Raw genomic sequence first — 21822 nt, 5'->3', positions numbered from 1 at the left:
TTTTCATTTTTATAGACAAGGTGCTTAAGTGCAGAGTTACCACTAAAGCTCGCCGCATTAATATATTGTTGGTGCTTAGTTGCTTTTAAGTAGAATGGAATAGAGAAATGATTGTGTGCATATATATTCCTCATCGCTTTCTGCAGACCATAAATACGACTACCGCGTTTTCCGCAGGCTTCAAGGGTATCAACATGTTGATAAATATACTTTCTTATCGCCCTGCAAGCTAAATGTTTACTTTCAATTGTATTCATTAATAATCGAACAGCCCCATGGCTGTCATAACCTAACACAATATATTTCTGTTTTTGTAGTGTTCTATCTTGTTCAGAAAAAGGTACGGTTAATTCAATTTCAATTTCTTCACCGGCTTTAAATTTAGTTTCTTTTACTAGGCTAACTAACAAACCTTGTATAGAGATATTTTTAGTTATACCGGGGATATGAGTAACAACATTATTACTGCGTGTAATTGCCATTTTAAAAGATAATACAAAGCGGTCTTCACCTCTAGAATCATCATTTTCTGCCGTTACAATTTCGGTTTCATCAAGTGAGTCAACTGGACTCAGTTGAAAACGTTTTGGTAATAAATTTTCTAATTCAATGATGTCTTCGCTGACCGGCCGATGTATTGTTTCATACAAGCTAGTAATATCTGATAAGGTGATCATATGATCGCAATTACTGATCATATCTAGCGCCGCTTTCGAGATTGCTCTATTTAACACAGTCATCTTAGGATGAACATGACAAGGTAAGGCAGACGGAACATAAGCATCTTCTACAGAATTAATAAACGATGAGGATATTTTGACTACTCTAAAAAGGCTATTTTTGAAATAATTATTAAAAACAGCTTTGACGCTTCTATTATTAACAAAATCGTCATACCAAATAAGGGAATAAATGAAGGTATCTTTATATTTAGATTTTAATATAAAAGCATATTTATCAACCGTATTCCTCTCATTTAACGCCTTTTGTATATCTTCGTTACCCAGTAGTACGGGTAAGTGAAAATTTTCATCTGTATCACTAAAAAACCGCCAAAACTCATCATTACCCGATGTTTTCATCGCAACTTTCGCATGCCATGCATTATTATTTTTATAACATAGTAACGGAATGTCGTGAGTTTTATTTAGATACAGTTGCTCGTAACCTTTAGAGGTAACAGAATCAAACAAAGGGGTGATAAATCGTTCTGTAGGACCAATAATAGCCAATTTTTTTTGTCTTAGGTAATGAGCGAACAAAACCCGCATTTGCTGATCTGTTAATGGACTTGAAAATTTCAATAAGTATTCAAACTTATTTGCAGAAGATTTTTGACTATCAATAATAACAAATCCGAGTTCAAGCTCTTCAGTGAAATCTATTTCGGTATGATGGTCATATAGCCACAGGTACACTTTACTTGCTATAACACCTGCTATTTCGTGAGAGGTCTGAATAACAACTTTTTGATTATTCATCTTCTCAATATTAGCCGTAATACCTACCTCTTTTTTCCCTTGCGCGGTCATACCCATAATAGGGTTGATAAAAACTTTACAAGCAGAGTTAAGTTTTTTAAGTTCGTTAATTATTCTATTTTTATTTACTAAGGGTTTAGGTTCGGTTTTATCTATTCTAAATTCTGAAAATTCACTTTCACTTTCATTTTCATTTTCATTTTCGTTTTCAATATTATATTTGCTGACACCTTTATCTTTATTAGCCGCTCTCTTTTGAGCGTCTTCATAAACTTCATAGTAAAGTGCTGTTGTATAAAGATTTTGATATTCAACAAGTTTTTCATTGAATAGCTTTTTACCCGCTATATCCAAATAATGATTAACTTTATTGTGTGTAACTATTTGACAATCAGCAAAGATCAGCCGTAAATCTATTGGTTTATTAGCTTGTTGGGCAAGTTTTTTGATTTCATTTTTAACAGCAAGGTGTTGACCAGAGTTTTCATCAGGTAGAAGTTTTTTAACTAAATATTCCAATCTATCATTGCTGGCATAGGGGACCAAACTTAAGATTTGTTTTTCAAACTTTTGTAAGTGAGGACTGATGACACTGCTCATTAATCGTGGTACCTCGTATTTTGAAGCTAAACACATTGGAAGGTATTCAATTCATAAACCATTAACGTTGATGGTTTAATCCTAGTGCATATTCATAAATAAGACTAAATAAATGTTGCCATGTTGGTTAGTTGTTTTATTGGTCTGTCGTTATCGGCACAACCGCCATTATACTTTAGACTTTATTAACTGCCTATGTGGATATAATCAACAGGCATGATAGGGAGCGCGCATTTATTGCTTGCTCCTTTTCGCTAGAGGTCGATAGTTCTAATTAAAAAATAAGTAGGCCAAATTTCGCGTACCTGATACTCCCACTCAGTATCCACTTTGCCATTAGGTGATTGTAAAAACCAATACCTCGCCCATTTACTGACAACTTTACCTGACTTACTTAATTTTAATGGCGAAAACCGACGCTGGTATCGGTTGCCATCATACTCAACAATTGCGTTATTTCTTGCTCTTTTATGTAAGCTATCTAATGCCGTACTAATGAGTTCGACCTTTGATAAGGCCAATATACCTTGTTCTTTTAAACAAGCTAATATCGCCGCTTTTTTTATACTTACCTGCATGTAATCATCTATATGAGGAGTATAAACCATGCCCGTTAGACCATAAATAGCGGCTCGCTCTCTATCAGCAAGTGCTTTTAATGGCATGATTAGCTGATTAATTTCATCTAATTCACTGATGACATGCAATTTTATAGGTAATTTAGACAATGCCTACGCTCTTATAAATACTCATTGATTTCTCATTAATTTGGCGGATCTATATTATTGTCAATGCTGTTGTTTAAGCGGAACCACCCTGCTATTGAGAATCTATCGCGCTTAGCAGGTAATACTTCATGCGGAAACTCTTCGCTTAAAAAAACAACTATCGTACCAAAGCTGGGCAATACTTTAATTTTACTGTAATCAACGACAGCGGAGGCTGGTATTTTTTTATCATAAATCACTAACTCGCCTCCATCATCAGCGGACCAATGCTGATTAAGGTAGACAACAACAGATAGCACCCGATTACCCTCACCTTTAAAAGCATCTTTGTGCTTCTTATAAAAGTCGCCTTTGGCATAATGAGCAAAATGACTTTCAAAAGAAAATAATCCGAGAAACAACCGGCGATTAAGATAAGCTTGCAGTGACTCGGCCCACGTTATCCAAGCACAACTGGCTTGGTTGTTACTGGTTATCCAGCTTATTTCATCTGTCCGTATAAAATCATTAATCATATGATCTTTGGCACGACCTATTCCAGCACGTTTGAATTTTTCAGTAGGTAACTCAATAATATGATTTAATAACAGATGGGTTAATTCTTCAGGCAGAGCATAAGGACGAATACTATAGCCCTTTTCAACAATATCATTGGATATTGACTCGAACAGTGATGAGTCACCACCAGAGTAAGTTATTTGAGCTAGGTTCAACTACATCCTATCTTAGGAAGTAAAACTAACATTTTCTTGATAATCTAATAAAATAATGAATGGTCTATATTAGCACTTTGAATATATTAGTGTGAGCATTCGTTTTAATAAATGATTTAAACTTTTGTCGACAGTAGATGTTATTAGTTAGAAAGTGAAAACGTTACAGGCGGATAGCGTAAGGTCAAATCAGATAAAATAGTAAGACACTTTGCTAATAGCTAAAATCATTCCTACAGTTAACGCATAGAACTGCCAGTAGACAGTTAATTCAAGGAACGAATGTGCAAGTAACTAATCAACTTATTAAAGAAACATCCAAACAGTTTTCGACTCATATTTTAAATTCAGGAATGGAATGCGGCATCAGTCAAGATATTACCGACCCACAAGGAAAAAGAGTTTTTTTAAAAGCAGGTACTGAAATTACGGAAAAAATCCGTTTAAAATTAACTAACTTACAACAAGAGGGGATCATTGGCCATGAAGATGCAATTTCTCTTACAGAAGATACCAGTAATGAAGATATATTAGCGCCGATCCTAGATTTAGCTAAAACAAATCCTGTAATAAATAACTTTCAGCTAAATGAAACACTGGTAACCATTGGCGACTTTATAAAAGGCGGCTCAATTCCAAAGAAAATTATTGATCACCTCAGTATATTTTCACACCTCAACCCCTCTGCATACCAAAATACTTTAATCAATTTGGTATTTGGCACCCATATCGGTAAAGCAAACAACTATTCTCCAACCGAATTAACGGAACTTATCTCTGTTTTGTTCTTTGAAAATATTGGTTACGCAAGACTTAACAATACCATGAAAGATGCAAAGTTAGTTCACCCTATCTTGAGTAAAGAAATAGTGAGACTTGCGGGCTTAGAGAGTAAGTTAGTCTTAGAATCGATAGAACAACATGAAGAGAAATTGGATGGCTCTGGTTATCCAAAAAAGTTAACACAAATTCATGAGTACGCTCAAATCTCACAAATAGCGAATCAATATTCTCAGATCACTAGAAAAAGTAAAAATATTAACACGGCCATCGGAGAACTCTATTTATTAGCCGAAGGATTTGACTTTAGGACCAGTCAAAAAATGCAGGCTATTTATTCTTATCACTTACAAAAGCCCCTATTAGCAATAATGCAAGAAAGTATACAAACAGATACCCATCGACAAGCCTACGGAAACCATTTATACGACCAATTATCAAAAGTCATTAAATGGACAAACACCTTAAATACTAACAACCCAGAAATGAATTTTATTCAAGCTAAACTTAGGAGCACATTGTGGGTGTCAGAATCATCACAGCAGCCATTCCAAATAAAAAGAGAAGAGCTTAAAGATAATCAAGTTTGTAAAATGTTTACCAATGACGCTCGAAGATTAGTACTGCAAATTTCACAGTTTGCCAATTATTTCAATCAGATACTCCATTACCCGATTAAAATTGATAATATATCAACCAATAAAGAATATTTTTTAAAGTTAATCAATCCAATAATTTAACTTTCTTAACAATGACTTAATATCGATTCTCGCTGAATTTTTTGGTTAAATAGCAGTTAGTTTGCATACCCACTGCCAATAGCAGTAAATGGCAGCTCAAGTTCGAGCTCAGGGACTTGTAAACCTATCCAGGCGACAAAAGTATTACTATTAGGGCCTGGGAAGATACTATATTCATTCACCCAAGGATAGCGGGCAATTGCGGCCTTAATCTTAGGAATTAGTTTAACCGCTTTATCACCTTTAATAGAAAGTAATAATACCGGCTTTGAGCCATACCAATACCTATCTGGTGTTAATGTTTGGTACTGTCTTATTGCTGATAACCCTTGATTTACTTGCCAACCAGTAACTTCATAAACACTATACTCTGCTGCTTTTTCTTCTTTGATTGCAAGCCAAGGGTGAACAGCAAACCAACCACGCCAACTAAAAGCATCTGCGGCATAAAACTCTACAACAGCCCTACTATCGTCATTGGGTAACGTTGCAATACCAGCAGGCTCTCTGCTCGCGGTTCGCCAGTTGTTATGGGTACAAGCACTCAGTAGGAGTACAATGCAGATAATCGTCCAAAATCTCATATGCGCTATTATTACACCGGTTTAAGCCTAGATTATATTGCTTAGGCTGGGTTTGATAAATTTAACCTATATTCTTATTGGCAATAAAATCCCTATTACTTTAAAATCAGAATACACTTCTTTTTTCAAATAAAACCAATCTGTTGGCCCAATTAGAACCATAGAATAAGTTTCAGATGAATATTTACGCCACTTTAAAGCTTCACTTAAGCTGAGCTTTTTTCTTTGATAGTGTAAAATTTGCATAAAAAGTTGTCACTACACCCGCGACAAGAGAAAGCATAGCTAAGCCAAATAATGCGTTATCTTGAGATTCAAAGGCTAATAGATATACCCCCAACACAACACAGAATAAACCAACATAAATAAAGACCTGAGGGTGTGAAATAATTAGACCCGTAGATTCGGTATTTTTCCCTTTATGGGATTTAGTATGTGATGAAGCTTTTCGTTTATGTTTATTTGTTGGCATCGCCAATTCCTTAATCTTTATAACAATATGTTATCGGTACATCTCAACGATGCCCTCATTGTAACTAGTAATTAATTTATACTAATATTAGATAAGATCAAATAATTATCTCTAGCTGGAAATGGCTAAATACCATTAAGATGATATAAAACAAAAATAATTAAAACACATCATAAATATTCAGCAATAATGTATACCGTCAAGTCAACTTGAATGACGAAGCTTAGCACCCCAACTTATTTGTGCAGCCAAGTACTTAAATTAACTCTCGTTAATTGCCTAAGCAGTCATTTAGCGAGGCGCCATTCGTGAATGGGTTATTTTACGTTACTGTAAAATAAAAAATGCCTAATATTAAGATTTAAATCTCAATATTAGGCATGAGTTAACAGACCGTTATAAATATCTTAGCCGTGTAAAGAGGGTAGATATTTATCTGTTTACCAATAATTAATTTTCAAAAATTATTGGTAAAGCTAGTGCTAAATTAAAATGCAAAGTCTTCACTGGCTAGAGCCATCATCGAGTCTACACCACCTTCAATACAAGCTGCATGTCCTTGAGCTCTAGGAAGTATACGATGAAAGTAAAATGCTGCTGTTTTAATTTTAGCTTGATAAAACGCTTCATCTTCACCAGCGTCTTTTAGTTTACTTTGCGCTACAGAGGCCATTTTTGCCCAGAAGTAGCCTAATGTTACATAACCGGCAAACATCAAGTAATCAACCGAAGCACCACCAATCTCATCCGCGTTCTTCATCGCCTTTTGACCAATATCACCCGTGATCATTTGCCACTGTTTAGCGTATGAGTTTAGCGTACTAACATATTCACTCATGGCTGGATTATCGGCATTGTCTTTCGAAAAAATAGCGATATCTGTCATAAACGGCTTCAAAATTTGACCTTTACTGCCCAAAATTTTACGGGCTAATAAATCTAACGCTTGAATACCCGTTGTGCCTTCATAAATACAACTAATTTTAGTGTCACGCAGAAGCTGTTCCATGCCCCATTCTTTTATAAAACCATGTCCGCCAAAAACTTGAACACCATGACTTGTACATTCGAAACCTAACTCTGTTAAAAATGCTTTTGCAATAGGTGTTAGTAAGGCTAATTTGTTTTCTGCATCGGCTTTAACATCAGCGTCATCTGATGCGTGGGTTATATCAACTAATTGCGACAAATAGCCAATTAGTGCTCTACCACCCTCAGAAATAGACTTTTGCGTAAGTAGCATACGACGAACATCAGGGTGCACAATAATAGGATCAGCTGGTCCATCTGGATTTTTTACGCCGCTGATAGAACGCATTTGCAAACGATCTTTTGCATAAGCTAATGAACCTTGAAATGCCGCTTCAGCTGCTGCAGAACCTTCCATTGCTACACCTAAACGAGCAGCATTCATAAAAGTAAACATGCAGTGTAGGCCACGGTTCTCCTGTCCAATTAAAAACCCTTTAGCGCTATCAAAGTTGATAACACAAGTGGCGTTAGCATTGATACCCATTTTATGTTCAATTGAACCACAACTCACAGCATTTCGGTCTGCTTTTGTGCCATCATCATTGACATTAAACTTAGGAACAATAAACAAAGAGATACCTTTACTACCTTCAGGAGCACCTGGTAGGCGTGCGATAACAATATGTACAATATTCTCTGATAAGTCATGCTCTCCGGCTGAGATAAATATCTTTGTGCCGGTAATCGCATAGCTACCATCATCGTTTAATATAGCTTTGGTGCGCAACATGCCAAGATCAGTACCACAATGTGATTCAGTTAAACACATAGTGCCTGTCCAGCTACCTTCAACTAATTTAGGCATATACTGTTGTTTTTGTTCACTGGTGCCATGAGCTTCAATTGTTGCTTGTGCCCCATGACTTAGACCAGGATACATAGCAAAACTATGATTAGCAGACGACATCATTTCACTAATAGACGCATTAAGAGAGTAAGGTAATCCTTGCCCACCAAACTCTTCACTCTGAGATAATGTTGGCCAGCCACCCTCAACGTATTGTTGATAAGCATCTTTAAAACCATCTGGCGTAGTTACTACACCGTCTGTCCACGTACAACCTTGCTCGTCACCGATTTGATTTAAGGGTGCAATAACTTGTTCAGTAAACTTGGCTGCTTCTGAGATAATAGCGTCAACCATATCTTCACTAGCATCATCGTAACCTAATTGTTTATAGTGTTTGTCGCAGTCTAATAATTCTTGCATTACAAACTTAATATCACGAACTGGGGCTTTATATTCAGGCATTCTATTGACTCCAAAAATTTATTATTAACCGTTGACTTCACTATTCAACATTGCTTTAACCAAGTGGTCATACCACTGATATTATCGATATGAGATAAATTAGTCAAATGAATTTAATTTATCCCTAACTATTCAGTATCCATATAATAAAAGTTAATGCGCTTCTGACATACCCAGTGAAAATAGCCACTTACTATATGATTTTAGAATAGAGCTTGATAATAATTATTCATTGGTTTTATTAATATAACCGCTCTACCATCAGAAAATGCGCTTTAATCTCTGTTAACCTTATTACAGTGGCTATTTATACCCTCTTGTAACAAGTATAGATCACTTTTTTAAGCGATTTATATTGGTTAATAGTGGATTAAACGTTACCACAAATTTAATCGCACAAAGCTAAGTCTCATCTATAATTACCCTTAATATGAGACTATTTTAAAATTATAAAGGAGTCTCAATGTCTTTAACCACCCTCTTAGAAAAGCGTAATTCAGTGCGTGCTTATTTGGAAACACCCGTCGAACAAGCATTATTAGAAGCTATTTTTACACAAGCACAACGCGCTCCTTCAAATTGCAACGTACAACCTTGGCAAACTTGCGTGGTGTCTGGCGCTAAAAAAGAATCCCTTAAAAATGATTTACTCTTAGCGGTTATGAATGGTAAACCACCAAACCCAGACTTTAACTGGTTACCTAAATATGAGGGTATCCATAGAGACCGCCAATTTGGTTCAGCTAATGCACTTTACAGTGCTATTGGTGTTACCCGCGAAGACAAACTGGGTCGTCAAAAAGCGATGATCCGCAATTGGAGTTTTTTTGATGCTCCCCATGTAGTATTTTTTACTATGGATAAATATCTCGATATTATGGGTGCGGTTGACTTGGGTATTTATGCGCAAACTCTTTCGCTAATTATGGCTGAGCACGGTTTATCAAATTGTATGCAAGGGGCATTGGGGCAGTTCCCAGATCCAATCAAAAAATCCTTAAACTTACCAGAGCAAAGAGGCATTTTGTTTGGTATGTCATTTGGTTACGCTGATATAAATGCGCCGATAAATAAAACTCGTACTGATCGCGAAGATATTACCAATGCGGTTAGCTTCTTTAAATAACGACTCACAATAACAATTAATGAGTCGTCATCAGCAATCATGTTTTGTTCAAGACAATGTTGAATAATCATATTGAAAACTAATACAAAATATTTACCCAGCAGATAATAAAGAATACTGAGTGTCAGCATGGATAGTACTGAATTAGTTACATTTATAAGACAAAAAGTGTACCTATTGGTATATTTTAAATTAAGATGGGCATGGGACTAACCGTTTCCATTGGTCTAATTAATCCTTGACTGTTATTACCTATTATTGACTTTAGTTTGACACATTTTATGTTATTAACGCTTGAATATACCGTCGGTATTCTGCTTAGGTTGTTACGTTCAAATTTCATTTAACACAAAAAAGCCTTAACTCAATATATGGTAAGCTAACGTACCTATAAAAAAGGTAAAAATTTAACCTTACTACCAAGCGATGCCTATTCATTAAGTTGATAGCAATGAATTTTAAGGAAAAATGTAAACATGATTACTGTACATCATCTTAACAAATCACGTTCTAAACGCGTTATCTGGTTGTTAGAAGAGCTTAATATGCCTTATAACATTGTTAAACATCAACGTGACCCACTCACAAATTTAGCGCCTGAAAGTTTAAAATTAATTCATCCGCTAGCAAAAGCACCTATTATCGTCGATGGTGAGGTTACTTTGTGTGAGTCTGGCGCGGTTATGGAATATATTCTTAACCATGCAACAGCAAGTAATTTAAGGCCAAGCATTGATTCTAATGAATATTACCATTATTTAGAGTGGTTACACTTCGCAGAAGGGTCCTTAAGTTTACCTGTGATAACGACCTTGCTGATGTCAATGGAAACTCGTGAAGGCACTCAGCCTCTTGACGGTTATATTGCTAAAGAAAATCATCTCGATTTTTCATATATCGAAAATACTTTAACCGTAAGACGTTATTTTGCTGGTGATTCTTTTAGTGCTGCTGATATTATGATGGCAGTGATACTCGAAATTGCAGAAAGTATTGGTTTGTTAGAAAGCAAAGACAAAATTAAAGACTATCTCGTCAATATCAGAAAAAGACCCGCATATCAAAAAGCGGCTCAATTTGGCTAACAGCCAGTGATATCAATTTTAACAACTATAGGAAAGAACATGGAATTAATAGATTTTGAACTCAATGAAAACATTGCAACGATCACCTTAAAAAATGGCAAGGTTAACGCTATTTCTCATCAAGTAATAACAGAAATAAACAGCGCTTTAGATCAAGCAGAAGCAGCAAAAGCGGCCGTTATTTTAACAAGTCAACCGGGAATATTTTCAGGTGGCTATGATTTAAAAACGATGAAAGAAAGTTCTGACTCTGCCGTATCGCTAGTGACAGCAGGCTCAACGCTTACTCGCCGTATGTTATCTTTCCCCTTTCCTATTGTTGGCGCCTGTACCGGCCATGCAATTGCCAAGGGCGCATTTTTATTACTCAGTTGCGATTATCGTATCGGCACTCTAGGTTCATTTAAAATTGGACTCAATGAAGTGGCTATTGGTATGACCATGCATCAAGCTGGCCTTGAACTCGCTAGAAACCGAGTACCGATTAACTATTTAACGCGTTCGGTAATAAACGCTGAATTGTTTGATCCAGAAACAGCTGTATTAGCTGGATTTCTTGACACATTAGTTGAACCCGACCAATTAATGGCAACGGCAAAAGCTGCAGCTACCCAATTGTTAACCCTAAATATGACAGCACACCATGGCACTAAACTAAGAGAAAGAAAAGACATACTAACGGCATTAGATGCGGCGATAGCAATAGATTCAACGATGACCTTGAGCCTATAGTAAATCTACCATGACTCACTAAAGTATTTTCTTAGCGCTACACAACAAGAATGCTCACAGTATATTAGGCCGTTAACTTATGATAAAAAAATTCACCCTGTTTTCTGTTTTATTATTTCTGTGTGTTTACTTTAGTGGTGCATGGTATTTTTCTTCAAAAATATTAATACTGCCAATTACTGAGTGTACACAAGCCCGTTTTGTCTTTTGTGGAGAGCCAAGTGAACAAGGCCTCAGTTTTGAAGAAGTTGTTTTTAACACAGATGATGGGCTAACACTGCCGGCTTGGTATATGCCTGCAGATAATGACACCCATAAAGCGATATTATTAGTACATGGTAGAACAGCAAACCGAACCGAAGGTATGCGCTACGCCAAGGCTATTGTTGCTGCCGGTTATAATGTTTTAGCTATTGATCTGCGTCATCCTCGCCAAGACCCTGCTATTATTTCAACCATGGGCTATCACGAGAAGAAAGACGTCACAGCTGCTTTAAATTATTTAGTTGATAAGAAAAATATTAGCTCGATTGGTGTGATGGGATTTTCTATGGGCGCAGCAACTAGCATCATAGTTATGGCAAAAGACTCTCGTATAAAAGCGGGCGTCTTTAGTGGTAGCTATGCTAATTCGATGGACGTACTCGCTGAACAGGCAAAAGTACTCTACGGTCTTCCTCGTTATCCATTAATGCCAATGGTAGCAAAATTTTTTGCTTGGCGCGGCGATTTAGAAATTGATGAAATTAATCCCGAGAAGTACATCGCGAACATCTCGCCTCGACCTGTTTACATTATGCATGGCACAGCCGATAAAACCGTAGACTTTAAACACGGACAACGTTTATTTAGTGCCGCCAATGAGCCGAAGCAATTTTGGCAAGCTGAAGGTGGCGAGCACACTAAACTATGGCAACTCAACCCTGAAAAGGCTGAAAATAGTGTCGTTGATTTTTTTAATCGCTACCTTTAAAAGCTCTTCAGTTTAGTCTTAACCCTTTAATAATAAATTCAAGGGTAATAATCTTTTATATAATTTTTATCATAGGTGTTTATAAACGTATATGTCAAAACCTGTAATCAACTTTGTCCATGCCAATGGTTTTCCAGCAGGAAGTTACCGTACTTTTCTGTCATTGTTTTCAAACGATTATTCAACCATTGCTTTAGAACAATATGGTCACGATGATTGTTACCCCATTCATAATAATTGGCAATTTTTGGTCAATGAGCTGGTTAACTTCATTAAAAAGCAAGACCAAAAGGTCATTTGTGTTGGCCATTCTTTTGGTGGTGTCATTTCTTTTATGGCCGCTTGTCAGCATCCTGAACTTTTTCGTGGTGTCGTCATGTTAGACCCTCCAGTATTTTCTGGGCCATTATCTTGGTTTTTGAAACTCGCTAAAAAAACACCTTTTATTGATAAAATATCTCCAGCGGGTCGAGCTAAAAACAGGCAGAAACATTGGCCGTCTGAAACACAATTAGTTAATAATTTTGCTCAAAAGAAACTTTTTAAAAACTTTGATGCCCGTTGTTTACAAGATTACGTAGACAGTGCCGTGACATTAAAAAATAAAAGATGGGAGTTAATGTTTTCACCTGACGTTGAAGCCGATATATTTAGACACCTACCTTGCAATTTAACAACATATAAAAATAAACTGACGGTGCCATCTGCATTGATTTATGGTGATAAAACAGACGTATTGCCGGTAAGTTACTTTAATCGATTTGCTAAAATGAATAACATACCACTGACTAAATTAGCTAATGGCGGACATATGTTTCCGCTTGAACAACCAGAAGCAACCGCGTCTATAATTACTAACATTATAAAAGATTGGTAAGTAATGTAATAAAAGAGAAGCTGCTATAAAACGGCTTTTATTAGCCCTTCATTCATTACAGACAGGTAAAGCTGCAACCGTCCTTGGTTTTAATTTACTAGTGGGATATTTAGCTGAGCGCTTTTATCGCTCGACCTATGCCATCGACCGTTAAAGGGTACATTCTATCCGTTATTAACTGCCTAATAATTGAGATTGAGTGATGATAATCCCAATGAGTCTCTGGCTGTGGGTTTAACCAAGCGACCTTATTAAAATGACCAAGAATTTTGTGCATATGAAAGGTACCTGGTTTTTCATTCCAGTGTTCAACACTGCCGCCAGGTGCTGTTACTTCATAAGGCCCCATAGTGGCATCACCGACAAATATAACTTTGTAGTCCGAACCAAATGTTCTAATAATTTCTTCTAAATCAATAGTATCAGTACGGCGTCGGCTATTGTCTTTCCATAATCTTTCATAAACACAATTATGAAAATAGAAAAATTCAAGGTGTTTAAACTCGGTATGTGCCGCTGAAAAAAGTTCTTCACACGTATGTATGTAATCGTCCATAGAACCGCCGATATCAAAAAACATCAATACTTTTACCGCATTATGACGTTCAGGCTCCATATGTACATCAAGCATACCGCCATTTTTCGCCGTTGAGGTAATAGTGGTGTTAATATCAAGCTTTTCACTAGCACCGGTACGGGCAAATTTTCTGAGTTTTTTTAGCGCTAACTTTATATTTCTAGTGCCTAATTCTCTGTCTTGATCAAAGTTTTTAAATTCTCGTTTATCCCACACTTTAACCGCACTATTATTACGATTTTTATCTTGCCCTACCCTAATACCTTCGGGGTTATAACCATAAGCGCCAAAAGGAGATGTACCACCAGTACCCACCCATTTATTGCCGCCAGCATGGCGTTTCTTTTGTTCTTCAAGGCGTTCTTTCAACGCTTTCATTAGCTCGTCTAAACCACCTAATGCCTTTAACTTGTCTTTTTCTTCTTGGCTTAGGTGTTTTTCAAATTCTTTTCTTAGCCAATCCTCAGGTAATATTTTATCAAATATATCAATTGCTTGGATACCTTCAAAATATTCAGCAAATGCACTATCGAATTTATCATAATGAATTTCATCTTTAACCATAACAATTTTAGCTAGGTGATAAAACTCTTCCACATTAGCAAAAACAACCCCCTTTTTTAATAGCGCAATTAAGTCTAATAACTCACGCAAACTACAAGGAACTTTATGTTTTCTTAACGTTATAAATAAATCTATAAACACAACAACTACCTGTTTCTGCGACTAATAAAGGCGAGTTTTTCAAGTAGTGAGACATCTTGTTCATTTTTTAATAGCGCACCAAATAATGGAATAATACCAGACTGCTTATCGATTAATACCTCTTGAGCAACATCGTCTGCGACCAGTAGTTTCAACCAATCGATTAACTCTGATGTTGAAGGCTTTTTCTTAATACCTTGTAAGTCTCTCAGTTCAAAAAACACTTCTAAGGTATGCGCTAATAACTCTTTTTTTACATCAGGGTGGTGAACAGCAATAATCTGTTCCATTTCTACTTTTGTTGGAAACTTAATGTAATGAAAGAAACAACGACGTAAGAATGCATCGGGTAGCTCTTTTTCATTATTAGACGTTATAATAATGATTGGACGTTGTTTTGCTTTAATAACTTGTTGCGTTTCATAAACATAAAACTCCATCTTATCAAGCTCTTGCAGTAAATCATTAGGGAACTCTATATCGGCTTTATCTATTTCATCAATTAATAATATCGGACGTTGCTCTTCTTCAAACGCCTGCCAAAGTTTACCTTTAACGATGTAGTTAGCAATATCATGCACACGTTCGTCGCCTAGCTGGCTATCTCGTAATCTTGATACGGCATCGTATTCGTATAAGCCTTGTTGTGCTTTAGTTGTTGATTTAATATGCCATTGATATAGCTTACAATTAAGCGACTTTGCTAATTCTTCAGCTAATTGCGTTTTACCCGTTCCTGGCTCACCTTTAATCAATAGTGGCTTTTCTAGGGTGATCGCTGCGTTTACCGCTAAGCGAAGTTCGTCTGATGCAATATAACTCTCTGTACTGTTAAACATGTTTTTACCTATTTTAGGACTTAATTATAGTCTAATTCGACTAACATCTACGCAACGTTAATTGCGACCGGTGTACCATTTAAAGCAGCATTACCGGTTAAAGTATCTACTCGACTTGCATCGGTTAAATCATTAATACTAACACCTGGTTGCTTGGCTGCAACCGACATCTGGGTGCCTTGTTGATTATGTCCCCAGCCTTGCGGCATACTGACCACCCCACGTTGAATATCGTCGGTGATCACTACCTCTATTTTCACTTCACCTACCATTGAGCTCACCATAACAGATTGACCATTGCTAATGCCTAATACCTCAGCATCATCTGGATGAACCTCTAAGGTACAAGGATTTTTGCCTTTAATTAAGCGCTCGGAATTCTGTGTCCAGGTATTATGACTTTTCACTAAACGGCGACCAATTAAATCGAACGGATAATTGATATCACGAGCAGGATGAATAATAACATTTTGCAAACGCGGTAAATCATTAATATAGAGTTGCGGCACTAAGTTTACGCTACCTTGCTCGGTTTTTATCCGCGCTTCGATACACGGCATTAAAGGTCCAATATCGATACCATGAGGATTGTCGATTAATTTTTCTAAGCTCATACCTTGTTTACCATAAGGACCCTTTTGCAATTCCATATCTAAGATCATTTCTGGTGTGTATTCATCAAGGTCTGTATCTGTCATTCGTGCCGCTAGCTCCTTCATTATTTGCCAATCGGTGCGTTGATAGTCTGCTGGTTCAAACAATGGCTTAGAATATTTGACGGTATTTCTTACTGAAAATGAATTGAAGAAAATATCAAAATGCGAATTTTCAAGACCGGTTGTTGCCGGTAAAATAATATTAGCGTGTTTAGTGGTTTCATTAAGATAAATGTCGATGGCGACCATATAATCTAATCCTGAAAACGCATCAGCTAATTTATGTCCACTCGGTGATGAAAGCACAGGGTTACCTGCAACAGTAATTAAGCTTTTTATTTGACCTTCACCGGGGGTTAATATCTCTTCAGCTAATGTTGCAACCGGAAACTCACCATTGAAAAAAGGTAACTTTCTGACACGACTCTTATATTGCCCAAACGAGCTTTTATAACCCTTCTTATGATTTCTTAATAAATCAAAAGCGGGCTGTGGAAACATAGCACCGCCTGCACGGTCAAAATTGCCGGTTATAATATTCAGCACATTGGTTAGCCATTGGCATAAACCACCGAACGTTTGAGTAGATGCACCCATACGGCTGTAACACACCGCTGAGTCTGCAGTTGTCATATCATTGGTTAACGTTCTAATATCACTTGCCGGTATGCCGACATGCTTAGCCACAGATTCGGGTGAATAATCATTAGCGATATTTTCCAACGCATCTAGTCCATCGACCATATCTGCTAGGTGGCGAAGATTAACGCTATTGGTTGTAAAAACACAGTGGATCATCGCCAATAACAAGAGTGCATCTTTTTCCGGTCTGATAAACAAATGTTGATCGGCAATTTTAGCGGTTCGTGTACGGCGAGGGTCAACAACAACAATTTTACCTCCTCGTTTTTGAATGGCTTTCATTCGGCCGATAACATTGGGTGCTGTCATCATACTACCATTTGAGACCACAGGGTTTCCGCCAATAATCAACATAAAATCAGTGCGGTCTATATCGGGCACAGGGATTAACATACCCGCACCAAACATAAAATTAGCGGCAACATGATGTGGCATTTGATCGGTTGAAGCAGAACTAAAACGGTTTATCGTCCCTAACGCTTTCATAAATGGTTTTAGAAAAAGCGCATTACCTAAGTTGTGCGCGTTAGGGTTACCTAAGTAAACCGCTAAAGCGTCACGGCCATGTTCTTTTTGAGTGCCTTTAAGTTTTTCGGCTATCTCGGTAAAAGCTTGATCCCATGAAATATCTTCCCAGCCATTAGCTGTCCGTCTAATCGGTGTTTTTAAACGGTCTTCATCATTATAAAAATCTTCTAACGCCGTTGCTTTTGGGCAATTATAACCTTTACTAAAAGGGTCTTTTGGGTCGCCTTTAATCGATAAAATATGCTTATCTTGATACTTGATTTCTAAGCCGCACATCGCTTCACAAATATTACAGTTACGGTAGTGCGTTTGGATATCACTCATAGTTATCTCCTAATTGGACCCATTAAAAAATGAAAACCTTCTTGGTTAGCGGCTTAAAACATATTAATTATTGACGTTAAAATTTCTCTTCAAGCCACTGTTTTGTCAGGCCAATACTGACCATACTTTTAAGTTTAAACAATGCCATCCAATCACCATCTTGGGGAACAGCATCGCCGCAACGGGGATCTGAACGTTGCAGCGCACCCGTCATTTTATGATCTATAGGTATAGTTTCACAGCCATGATCTGATTCACAAATGAAATCCCAAGGTTCTCGAGCCGGTGCATGACAAGCAAAACAGTTGCCGCCAAAGCGATTAACAACATCGACAAAACCACGCTTACCTATTTTTGACCCTTGTTCATTAACTTCTAGTTCAAAAAACTCCCAGTCACCCGTCGCGGGAAAAGTACCCGATTCACGTTTAACCATGGCTTCTGTTGGTACAAGCTGCACAACCGAACCCACGGGGTACTTAGCGCCCTCTGGTGCATTGGCTGCGGCTAAAGTGCTTGTTATATCTCCTAAAAGATTATCAACATAAAAATGCCTGACTGGTGTCATATCTCTTATGCAGCTGAAGCTGTTCTCATCGACATTAACCTCTGTTATTGCTGTAACAGCGTCAGCGACAGCAACACTTTGATCAGGGTCTGGTGTATTAACGGATGTGTCTGCGCTAGCAGACAAGGATGTTAAACATGCAAACACTAAGGAGCACATCAGGTTATTAACAAGTTTCTGGGACATATTCATTTCCATTTTAATTAAGTATCGTAAAGTAAATTTGAGTTTTATTGATAAAAAAACACCTATAACCGCGCAACATTAAGCTGACCATCAGAGTTTAACGATAAGTTTGCCTTTATTTTCACCGGTAAAAAATAAGTTCAAGCCAGTCATCGCTTCATCAAAACCATCTAAGATATGAGCACGATACTTAATCTTACCTTGCATTACATAGGGTGTTAGCTTTTCTAATAGGGCTGGGACTTCGCCAAAATGATCTGGCATAGTAAAGCCCTGTATTGTTAAGCGTTTCTTAATGATAGGGATCCAACTAGGTGCTAAGTCTGGTTCTGCTTTTGGGTAATCAGCAATCATTCCACAAACGACAATTCGACCATGAGCATTCATCCGGGCAATAACATGGTGTTGGATGGGTCCACCGGTATTTTCAAAATAGACGTCAATACCCTTTGGCGTTAATTGCGCTAATGTAGTCGCTATATCATCAGTTTTATAATTTATCGCGCCATCAAAGCCTAATTCATTTACCACCCAATCGGCTTTTTCATCACTACCTACGACACCAATGACAGTTAGTCCGTCAGCTTTAGCAAGTTGCCCAACAATTGAACCAACCGAACCAGCCGCTCCAGAAACAACAAGTGTTTCCCCTTTTTGAGGCTTACCTATGCTGTATAATCCTTGTGTTGCGGTTAACCCCGGCAAGGCAAAAACCGATAAGATAGCTTCATCTGGTAAGGGTGCTGTTACTTTATTTAAACCCGTACCATCACTTAAGTAGTATTCTTGCCAGCCCATCATGCCCATAACGCGATCACCAACGTTGAAGTTAGCATGATTACTTTCAACGATTTCACCGATACCTGAACTGCGCATAACATCGCCAAGGGCAACGGGTGGAATATAGCTTTCTGTATCTGCACTCATCCAACCGAACATTGCCGGATCTAATGACATATGTGATTGTTTCACAAGAAATTGGTTTTTTGCCACTTCAGGAATATTCTTTTCTACAACGTCAAACAAATCAGGTCCTATTGGACCACCAGAAGGACGTGCTACTAAATTTATCGCTTTATATGTTGTAATCATTATTATCTCAATGCGTTTATAGTATGTAATTGGTGACTCTTTATTAAGAGACTATGCCAATAACTGATTTATACTCTTTATGTGGTTTAACTGTTGATTTTTATAAATCTGATCAAATGACTCCGCTAACTTTTCGCTGTCATTCATCACTTTTTGCCAATACCACATTCGCTGTTTGCGGTTCATGGCAATGAAGTCGTTTCTGTCAGGAATTTTATGATGAGGTAATGCGTCAATAAACTTAGCAGAAGGACAAATCAACACCGTATTGTCGTAGTTTTTTAATCTTACTTTTCTTGTTAAACTTTTATCAAACCAACCCGCCTTAAGTGATGAGCTAAAATGGGGGTAAAGTGTTAATCCTGGATTTTTAATCTCAAAATCAAAATGATAATCAACAATACCACCATCTCGATACATACCTTTTGGACTATTTTCAATATCGCTAATACCTCGCATCACCAAGGGTATTGAACCTGATGCGAGTAACGCGTTACGAATATTGCCTGTTGAAAAAGATAGGCGTGATGTGGGTATGTTATCAGGATCGCTAAGCTCAAGGTTACTATGGCTCGATTGAAAAATATAACGCTCATATTGGCTATTTAAGCGTGGGCGACTGATGCGATTATTAACATAGCTTTTTGCCAGGCCAAGTCCTTGAATAAATTTATTTTCATAAGCAACAAAACCGTTACATTTAGCAACGATGATATGCGCTTTAAAATGGAGGTTATCAACAATTTCTTGCTCGCCTGATTCACCAAAAATAGCATCCATCATTTCTAGTGCTTTTTCGCTAACCTCTGCGGGCTTGGCTTTAGCCGTGTAGGTAGTTTCATGATAATTTTTTGCGAGACGCTCTATTGCAGCGATGGGATCTTTTTGAGCAAAACATGCATTTCTAAAAGCACCAACACTTGAGCCAATAAGGTTTAATGCTTGTTCTCTATTTTTAAAAAACTCACTAAAGAGGTATTTATCTAAACCATATAAAGTAAACCATTTAGGTCCACCACTCGCCGCTAAAAAAGAGCTAAATAAGTCAGGTGAAAATCCATTTTCTTTAATCGTCTTCATGGCTGAATCGCCAGCATATATTTCTAACATATTATTTTGTTGTTCACTTTTTGGTGACAATAATAAATCATTATAATCTCTAAGCTATGGTAAACGTTAGAAATAAATTAAACAAATGAATAGTACTTATGGTTCATTATTCACCAAATGAATTCGAGTTAACGAAAACGAGAAATATAACCAAGCTTAAGATAGTGAAAAGCACAAATGAGGAGACCAAACCCAAAGCGTTCAGTCTCTTAACAGAGGTGAACTATTTTTTACTGGGATTAATCAGATATTTTTCGCCTGTTTTCTTAGCATTGTATTGTAAAACAATCGCTGGGGTCATCGCTTGTTCAAAACTTAATTCGTCAGTAAACGCACAAGCAAAAGTAGTTTTTATCTCATCGGCCACTTGCTTTTGTAATTTTGCGATTTGTTGTGGTTGCAACTTGCTCAAAAAGCTCATCAATAACCAACCGCCTATACCCCATGTCATTCCGTAAGCGCGATTTAAGATACTTGGAGTGAAGTCTAAACCCCCATAAATATAAACTTGTTTATTTGTCTCTGAACCATAAGTATTAAAACCAACAGCGTCTTTACTGCCAGACTGCTCCATAGCGTTCAGGATATCACTGACAATTTCTCCGCCACCTATCGCGTCAAAGGCTAAAGTTGCCCCTGTTTCATCAATCGCTTTATACAAATCAGCCTTGAAGGTTTTACTAGATGAATCACAAATATATTGAGCACCAATTGCTTTAAGTATCTCGGCTTGTTGCTGACTTCTAACAATATTGACCAAAGGAATGTCTTGTGCCAAACATATTTTATTCAGCATTTGTCCTAGACTTGACGCTGCAGCTGTATGCACTAATGCACTGTGCCCCTCCATACGCATGGTTTCTACCATACCTAAAGCAGTTAAAGGATTTACAAAAGAAGAAGCAGCATGCTTAGCTGTAGTCCCCTCATGGTGAACAATACAAGATTGTGCGGGTACGCAACAATATTGGGCATAGGCGCCTCCGGTTAAAATCGCGACTGTTTTCCCCATTAACGACTGAGCAGCGTCACTATCACCGGCAGCAATCACAGTACCTGCGCCTTCATTACCAATAGGTAATACTTGATCTAAACGAGATTTAATTCGAGGTAGTATACTGCTATGCACAGGTGCACTGAGCGTTAATTTATCTGCACTTAATACCGCCTCGGCTAAATTAGCAGGTCCAAACATCGGCCACATATCAGATGGGTTGATGGGAGCGGCTTCAATGCGAACAATCACTTCATGGGACTTAGGTGTCGCTACCTCTACCTCTTTTAAAGATAGTTCAAGTGTTCCGCTTGCAGAAATATGAGTAAATAATTGTTTTGCGCTTGTCATGATAAGATATTCTCCAGCTGTTTGTTGTCGTTTTATGACGTGGTAATTTTGATAGCGTTAGGTGCTACCTTGCGT

The 21822-nt window shown here is 37.4% G+C and carries 19 protein-coding genes; 6 read left to right on the top strand and 13 right to left on the bottom strand.

The features are described from left to right. From H4J70_RS18665 to H4J70_RS18655, 3 genes are all read right to left on the bottom strand, one after another. Positions 1-2081, bottom strand: a 2081-nt coding sequence (locus H4J70_RS18665) for a hypothetical protein (protein WP_182251673.1), incomplete at its 3' end; no start/stop codon positions are given. A gap of 254 nt (positions 2082-2335) precedes the next feature. Beyond that, positions 2336-2809, bottom strand: a complete 474-nt coding sequence (locus tag H4J70_RS18660; protein WP_182251672.1) for a hypothetical protein — start codon at positions 2807-2809, stop codon at positions 2336-2338. Positions 2810-2844: 35 nt separating this feature from the next. Further along, positions 2845-3522, bottom strand: coding sequence for a 2OG-Fe(II) oxygenase (locus H4J70_RS18655; protein ID WP_220466055.1), 678 nt, complete (start codon positions 3520-3522; stop codon positions 2845-2847). A 284-nt stretch (positions 3523-3806) separates the two neighbouring features. On the opposite strand from H4J70_RS18655, the gene H4J70_RS18650 reads away from it, so the two are divergent. Continuing rightward, on the top strand, positions 3807-5042 hold the full coding sequence (locus tag H4J70_RS18650; RefSeq protein ID WP_182251671.1) for an HD domain-containing phosphohydrolase: 1236 nt from the start codon (positions 3807-3809) through the stop codon (positions 5040-5042). A gap of 56 nt (positions 5043-5098) precedes the next feature. Here H4J70_RS18650 and H4J70_RS18645 read toward each other — a convergent pair whose 3' ends face one another. The 3 genes from H4J70_RS18645 to H4J70_RS18635 form a co-directional block, all read right to left on the bottom strand. Continuing rightward, positions 5099-5626 carry a DUF3750 domain-containing protein gene (locus H4J70_RS18645; protein WP_182217101.1) on the bottom strand — a complete coding sequence of 176 codons (528 nt, stop codon included), beginning with the start codon at positions 5624-5626 and terminating at the stop codon, positions 5099-5101. A 202-nt stretch (positions 5627-5828) separates the two neighbouring features. Further along, a complete protein-coding gene (locus tag H4J70_RS18640) occupies positions 5829-6098 on the bottom strand; it encodes a hypothetical protein (RefSeq protein ID WP_070376896.1) in 270 nt (89 codons plus the stop codon). A gap of 487 nt (positions 6099-6585) precedes the next feature. After that, the gene (locus tag H4J70_RS18635; protein ID WP_070376895.1) at positions 6586-8382 is read right to left on the bottom strand and encodes an acyl-CoA dehydrogenase C-terminal domain-containing protein; all 1797 of its coding nucleotides are present in this window, start codon (positions 8380-8382) and stop codon (positions 6586-6588) included. A gap of 463 nt (positions 8383-8845) precedes the next feature. Between H4J70_RS18635 and H4J70_RS18630 the strand changes: the two genes are divergently transcribed. The 5 genes from H4J70_RS18630 to H4J70_RS18610 all read left to right on the top strand — a co-directional run bounded on the left by H4J70_RS18630 (position 8846) and on the right by H4J70_RS18610 (position 13175). Beyond that, positions 8846-9508: a nitroreductase gene (locus H4J70_RS18630; RefSeq protein ID WP_182251670.1), complete on the top strand. Its 663-nt coding sequence runs from the start codon at positions 8846-8848 to the stop codon at positions 9506-9508. 476 nt (positions 9509-9984) lie between these two features. Then, complete coding sequence (locus H4J70_RS18625; protein WP_182251669.1) at positions 9985-10593, top strand: glutathione S-transferase family protein; 609 nt, start codon at positions 9985-9987, stop codon at positions 10591-10593. A 39-nt stretch (positions 10594-10632) separates the two neighbouring features. Next, positions 10633-11325, top strand: a complete 693-nt coding sequence (locus tag H4J70_RS18620; protein ID WP_182217095.1) for a crotonase/enoyl-CoA hydratase family protein — start codon at positions 10633-10635, stop codon at positions 11323-11325. Positions 11326-11404: 79 nt separating this feature from the next. After that, complete coding sequence (locus H4J70_RS18615; protein ID WP_182221901.1) at positions 11405-12298, top strand: alpha/beta hydrolase; 894 nt, start codon at positions 11405-11407, stop codon at positions 12296-12298. A gap of 91 nt (positions 12299-12389) precedes the next feature. Beyond that, positions 12390-13175, top strand: a complete 786-nt coding sequence (locus H4J70_RS18610; RefSeq protein ID WP_182217092.1) for an alpha/beta fold hydrolase — start codon at positions 12390-12392, stop codon at positions 13173-13175. Between the two features lie 109 nt (positions 13176-13284). On the opposite strand, the gene H4J70_RS18605 is transcribed toward H4J70_RS18610, so the two are convergent. The 7 genes from H4J70_RS18605 to H4J70_RS18575 form a co-directional block, all read right to left on the bottom strand. Further along, positions 13285-14457, bottom strand: a complete 1173-nt coding sequence (locus H4J70_RS18605) for a VWA domain-containing protein (protein WP_182221900.1) — start codon at positions 14455-14457, stop codon at positions 13285-13287. A 5-nt stretch (positions 14458-14462) separates the two neighbouring features. Then, a complete protein-coding gene (locus tag H4J70_RS18600; RefSeq protein ID WP_182173449.1) occupies positions 14463-15296 on the bottom strand; it encodes a MoxR family ATPase in 834 nt (277 codons plus the stop codon). A gap of 47 nt (positions 15297-15343) precedes the next feature. Then, entirely contained in the window at positions 15344-17446 is a 2103-nt protein-coding gene (locus H4J70_RS18595) for a molybdopterin-dependent oxidoreductase (protein WP_182251668.1), read from the bottom strand. Between the two features lie 76 nt (positions 17447-17522). Next, a complete protein-coding gene (locus H4J70_RS18590) occupies positions 17523-18200 on the bottom strand; it encodes a hypothetical protein (protein ID WP_259368087.1) in 678 nt (225 codons plus the stop codon). Positions 18201-18290: 90 nt separating this feature from the next. After that, complete coding sequence (locus H4J70_RS18585; protein WP_182251675.1) at positions 18291-19289, bottom strand: NADP-dependent oxidoreductase; 999 nt, start codon at positions 19287-19289, stop codon at positions 18291-18293. Between the two features lie 54 nt (positions 19290-19343). Further along, complete coding sequence (locus tag H4J70_RS18580) at positions 19344-20402, bottom strand: patatin-like phospholipase family protein (protein ID WP_182251674.1); 1059 nt, start codon at positions 20400-20402, stop codon at positions 19344-19346. Between the two features lie 223 nt (positions 20403-20625). Beyond that, positions 20626-21747, bottom strand: coding sequence for a zinc-binding dehydrogenase (locus H4J70_RS18575; RefSeq protein ID WP_182251667.1), 1122 nt, complete (start codon positions 21745-21747; stop codon positions 20626-20628). Between the last annotated feature and the right edge of the window lie 75 nt (positions 21748-21822).

Origin of the sequence: Colwellia sp. BRX8-9 (assembly GCF_014077245.1) — a bacterium.
In the GTDB taxonomy this organism is placed as follows: domain Bacteria; phylum Pseudomonadota; class Gammaproteobacteria; order Enterobacterales; family Alteromonadaceae; genus Colwellia_A.
The sequence above is the reverse complement of the archived record's forward strand: the minus strand, read 5'-3'. Positions and strand labels throughout refer to the sequence as shown.

Coding starts and splice junctions, on each gene's coding strand:
- H4J70_RS18575 (WP_182251667.1), bottom strand. CDS start 21,747: ATGACAAGCGCAAAACAATTATTTACTCATATTTCTGCAAGCGGAACA.
- H4J70_RS18590 (WP_259368087.1), bottom strand. CDS start 18,200: ATGTCCCAGAAACTTGTTAATAACCTGATGTGCTCCTTAGTGTTTGCA.
- H4J70_RS18615 (WP_182221901.1), top strand. CDS start 11,405: ATGATAAAAAAATTCACCCTGTTTTCTGTTTTATTATTTCTGTGTGTT.
- H4J70_RS18595 (WP_182251668.1), bottom strand. CDS start 17,446: ATGAGTGATATCCAAACGCACTACCGTAACTGTAATATTTGTGAAGCG.
- H4J70_RS18625 (WP_182251669.1), top strand. CDS start 9,985: ATGATTACTGTACATCATCTTAACAAATCACGTTCTAAACGCGTTATC.
- H4J70_RS18645 (WP_182217101.1), bottom strand. CDS start 5,626: ATGAGATTTTGGACGATTATCTGCATTGTACTCCTACTGAGTGCTTGT.
- H4J70_RS18640 (WP_070376896.1), bottom strand. CDS start 6,098: ATGCCAACAAATAAACATAAACGAAAAGCTTCATCACATACTAAATCC.
- H4J70_RS18580 (WP_182251674.1), bottom strand. CDS start 20,402: ATGTTAGAAATATATGCTGGCGATTCAGCCATGAAGACGATTAAAGAA.
- H4J70_RS18610 (WP_182217092.1), top strand. CDS start 12,390: ATGTCAAAACCTGTAATCAACTTTGTCCATGCCAATGGTTTTCCAGCA.
- H4J70_RS18620 (WP_182217095.1), top strand. CDS start 10,633: ATGGAATTAATAGATTTTGAACTCAATGAAAACATTGCAACGATCACC.
- H4J70_RS18630 (WP_182251670.1), top strand. CDS start 8,846: ATGTCTTTAACCACCCTCTTAGAAAAGCGTAATTCAGTGCGTGCTTAT.
- H4J70_RS18600 (WP_182173449.1), bottom strand. CDS start 15,296: ATGTTTAACAGTACAGAGAGTTATATTGCATCAGACGAACTTCGCTTA.
- H4J70_RS18635 (WP_070376895.1), bottom strand. CDS start 8,382: ATGCCTGAATATAAAGCCCCAGTTCGTGATATTAAGTTTGTAATGCAA.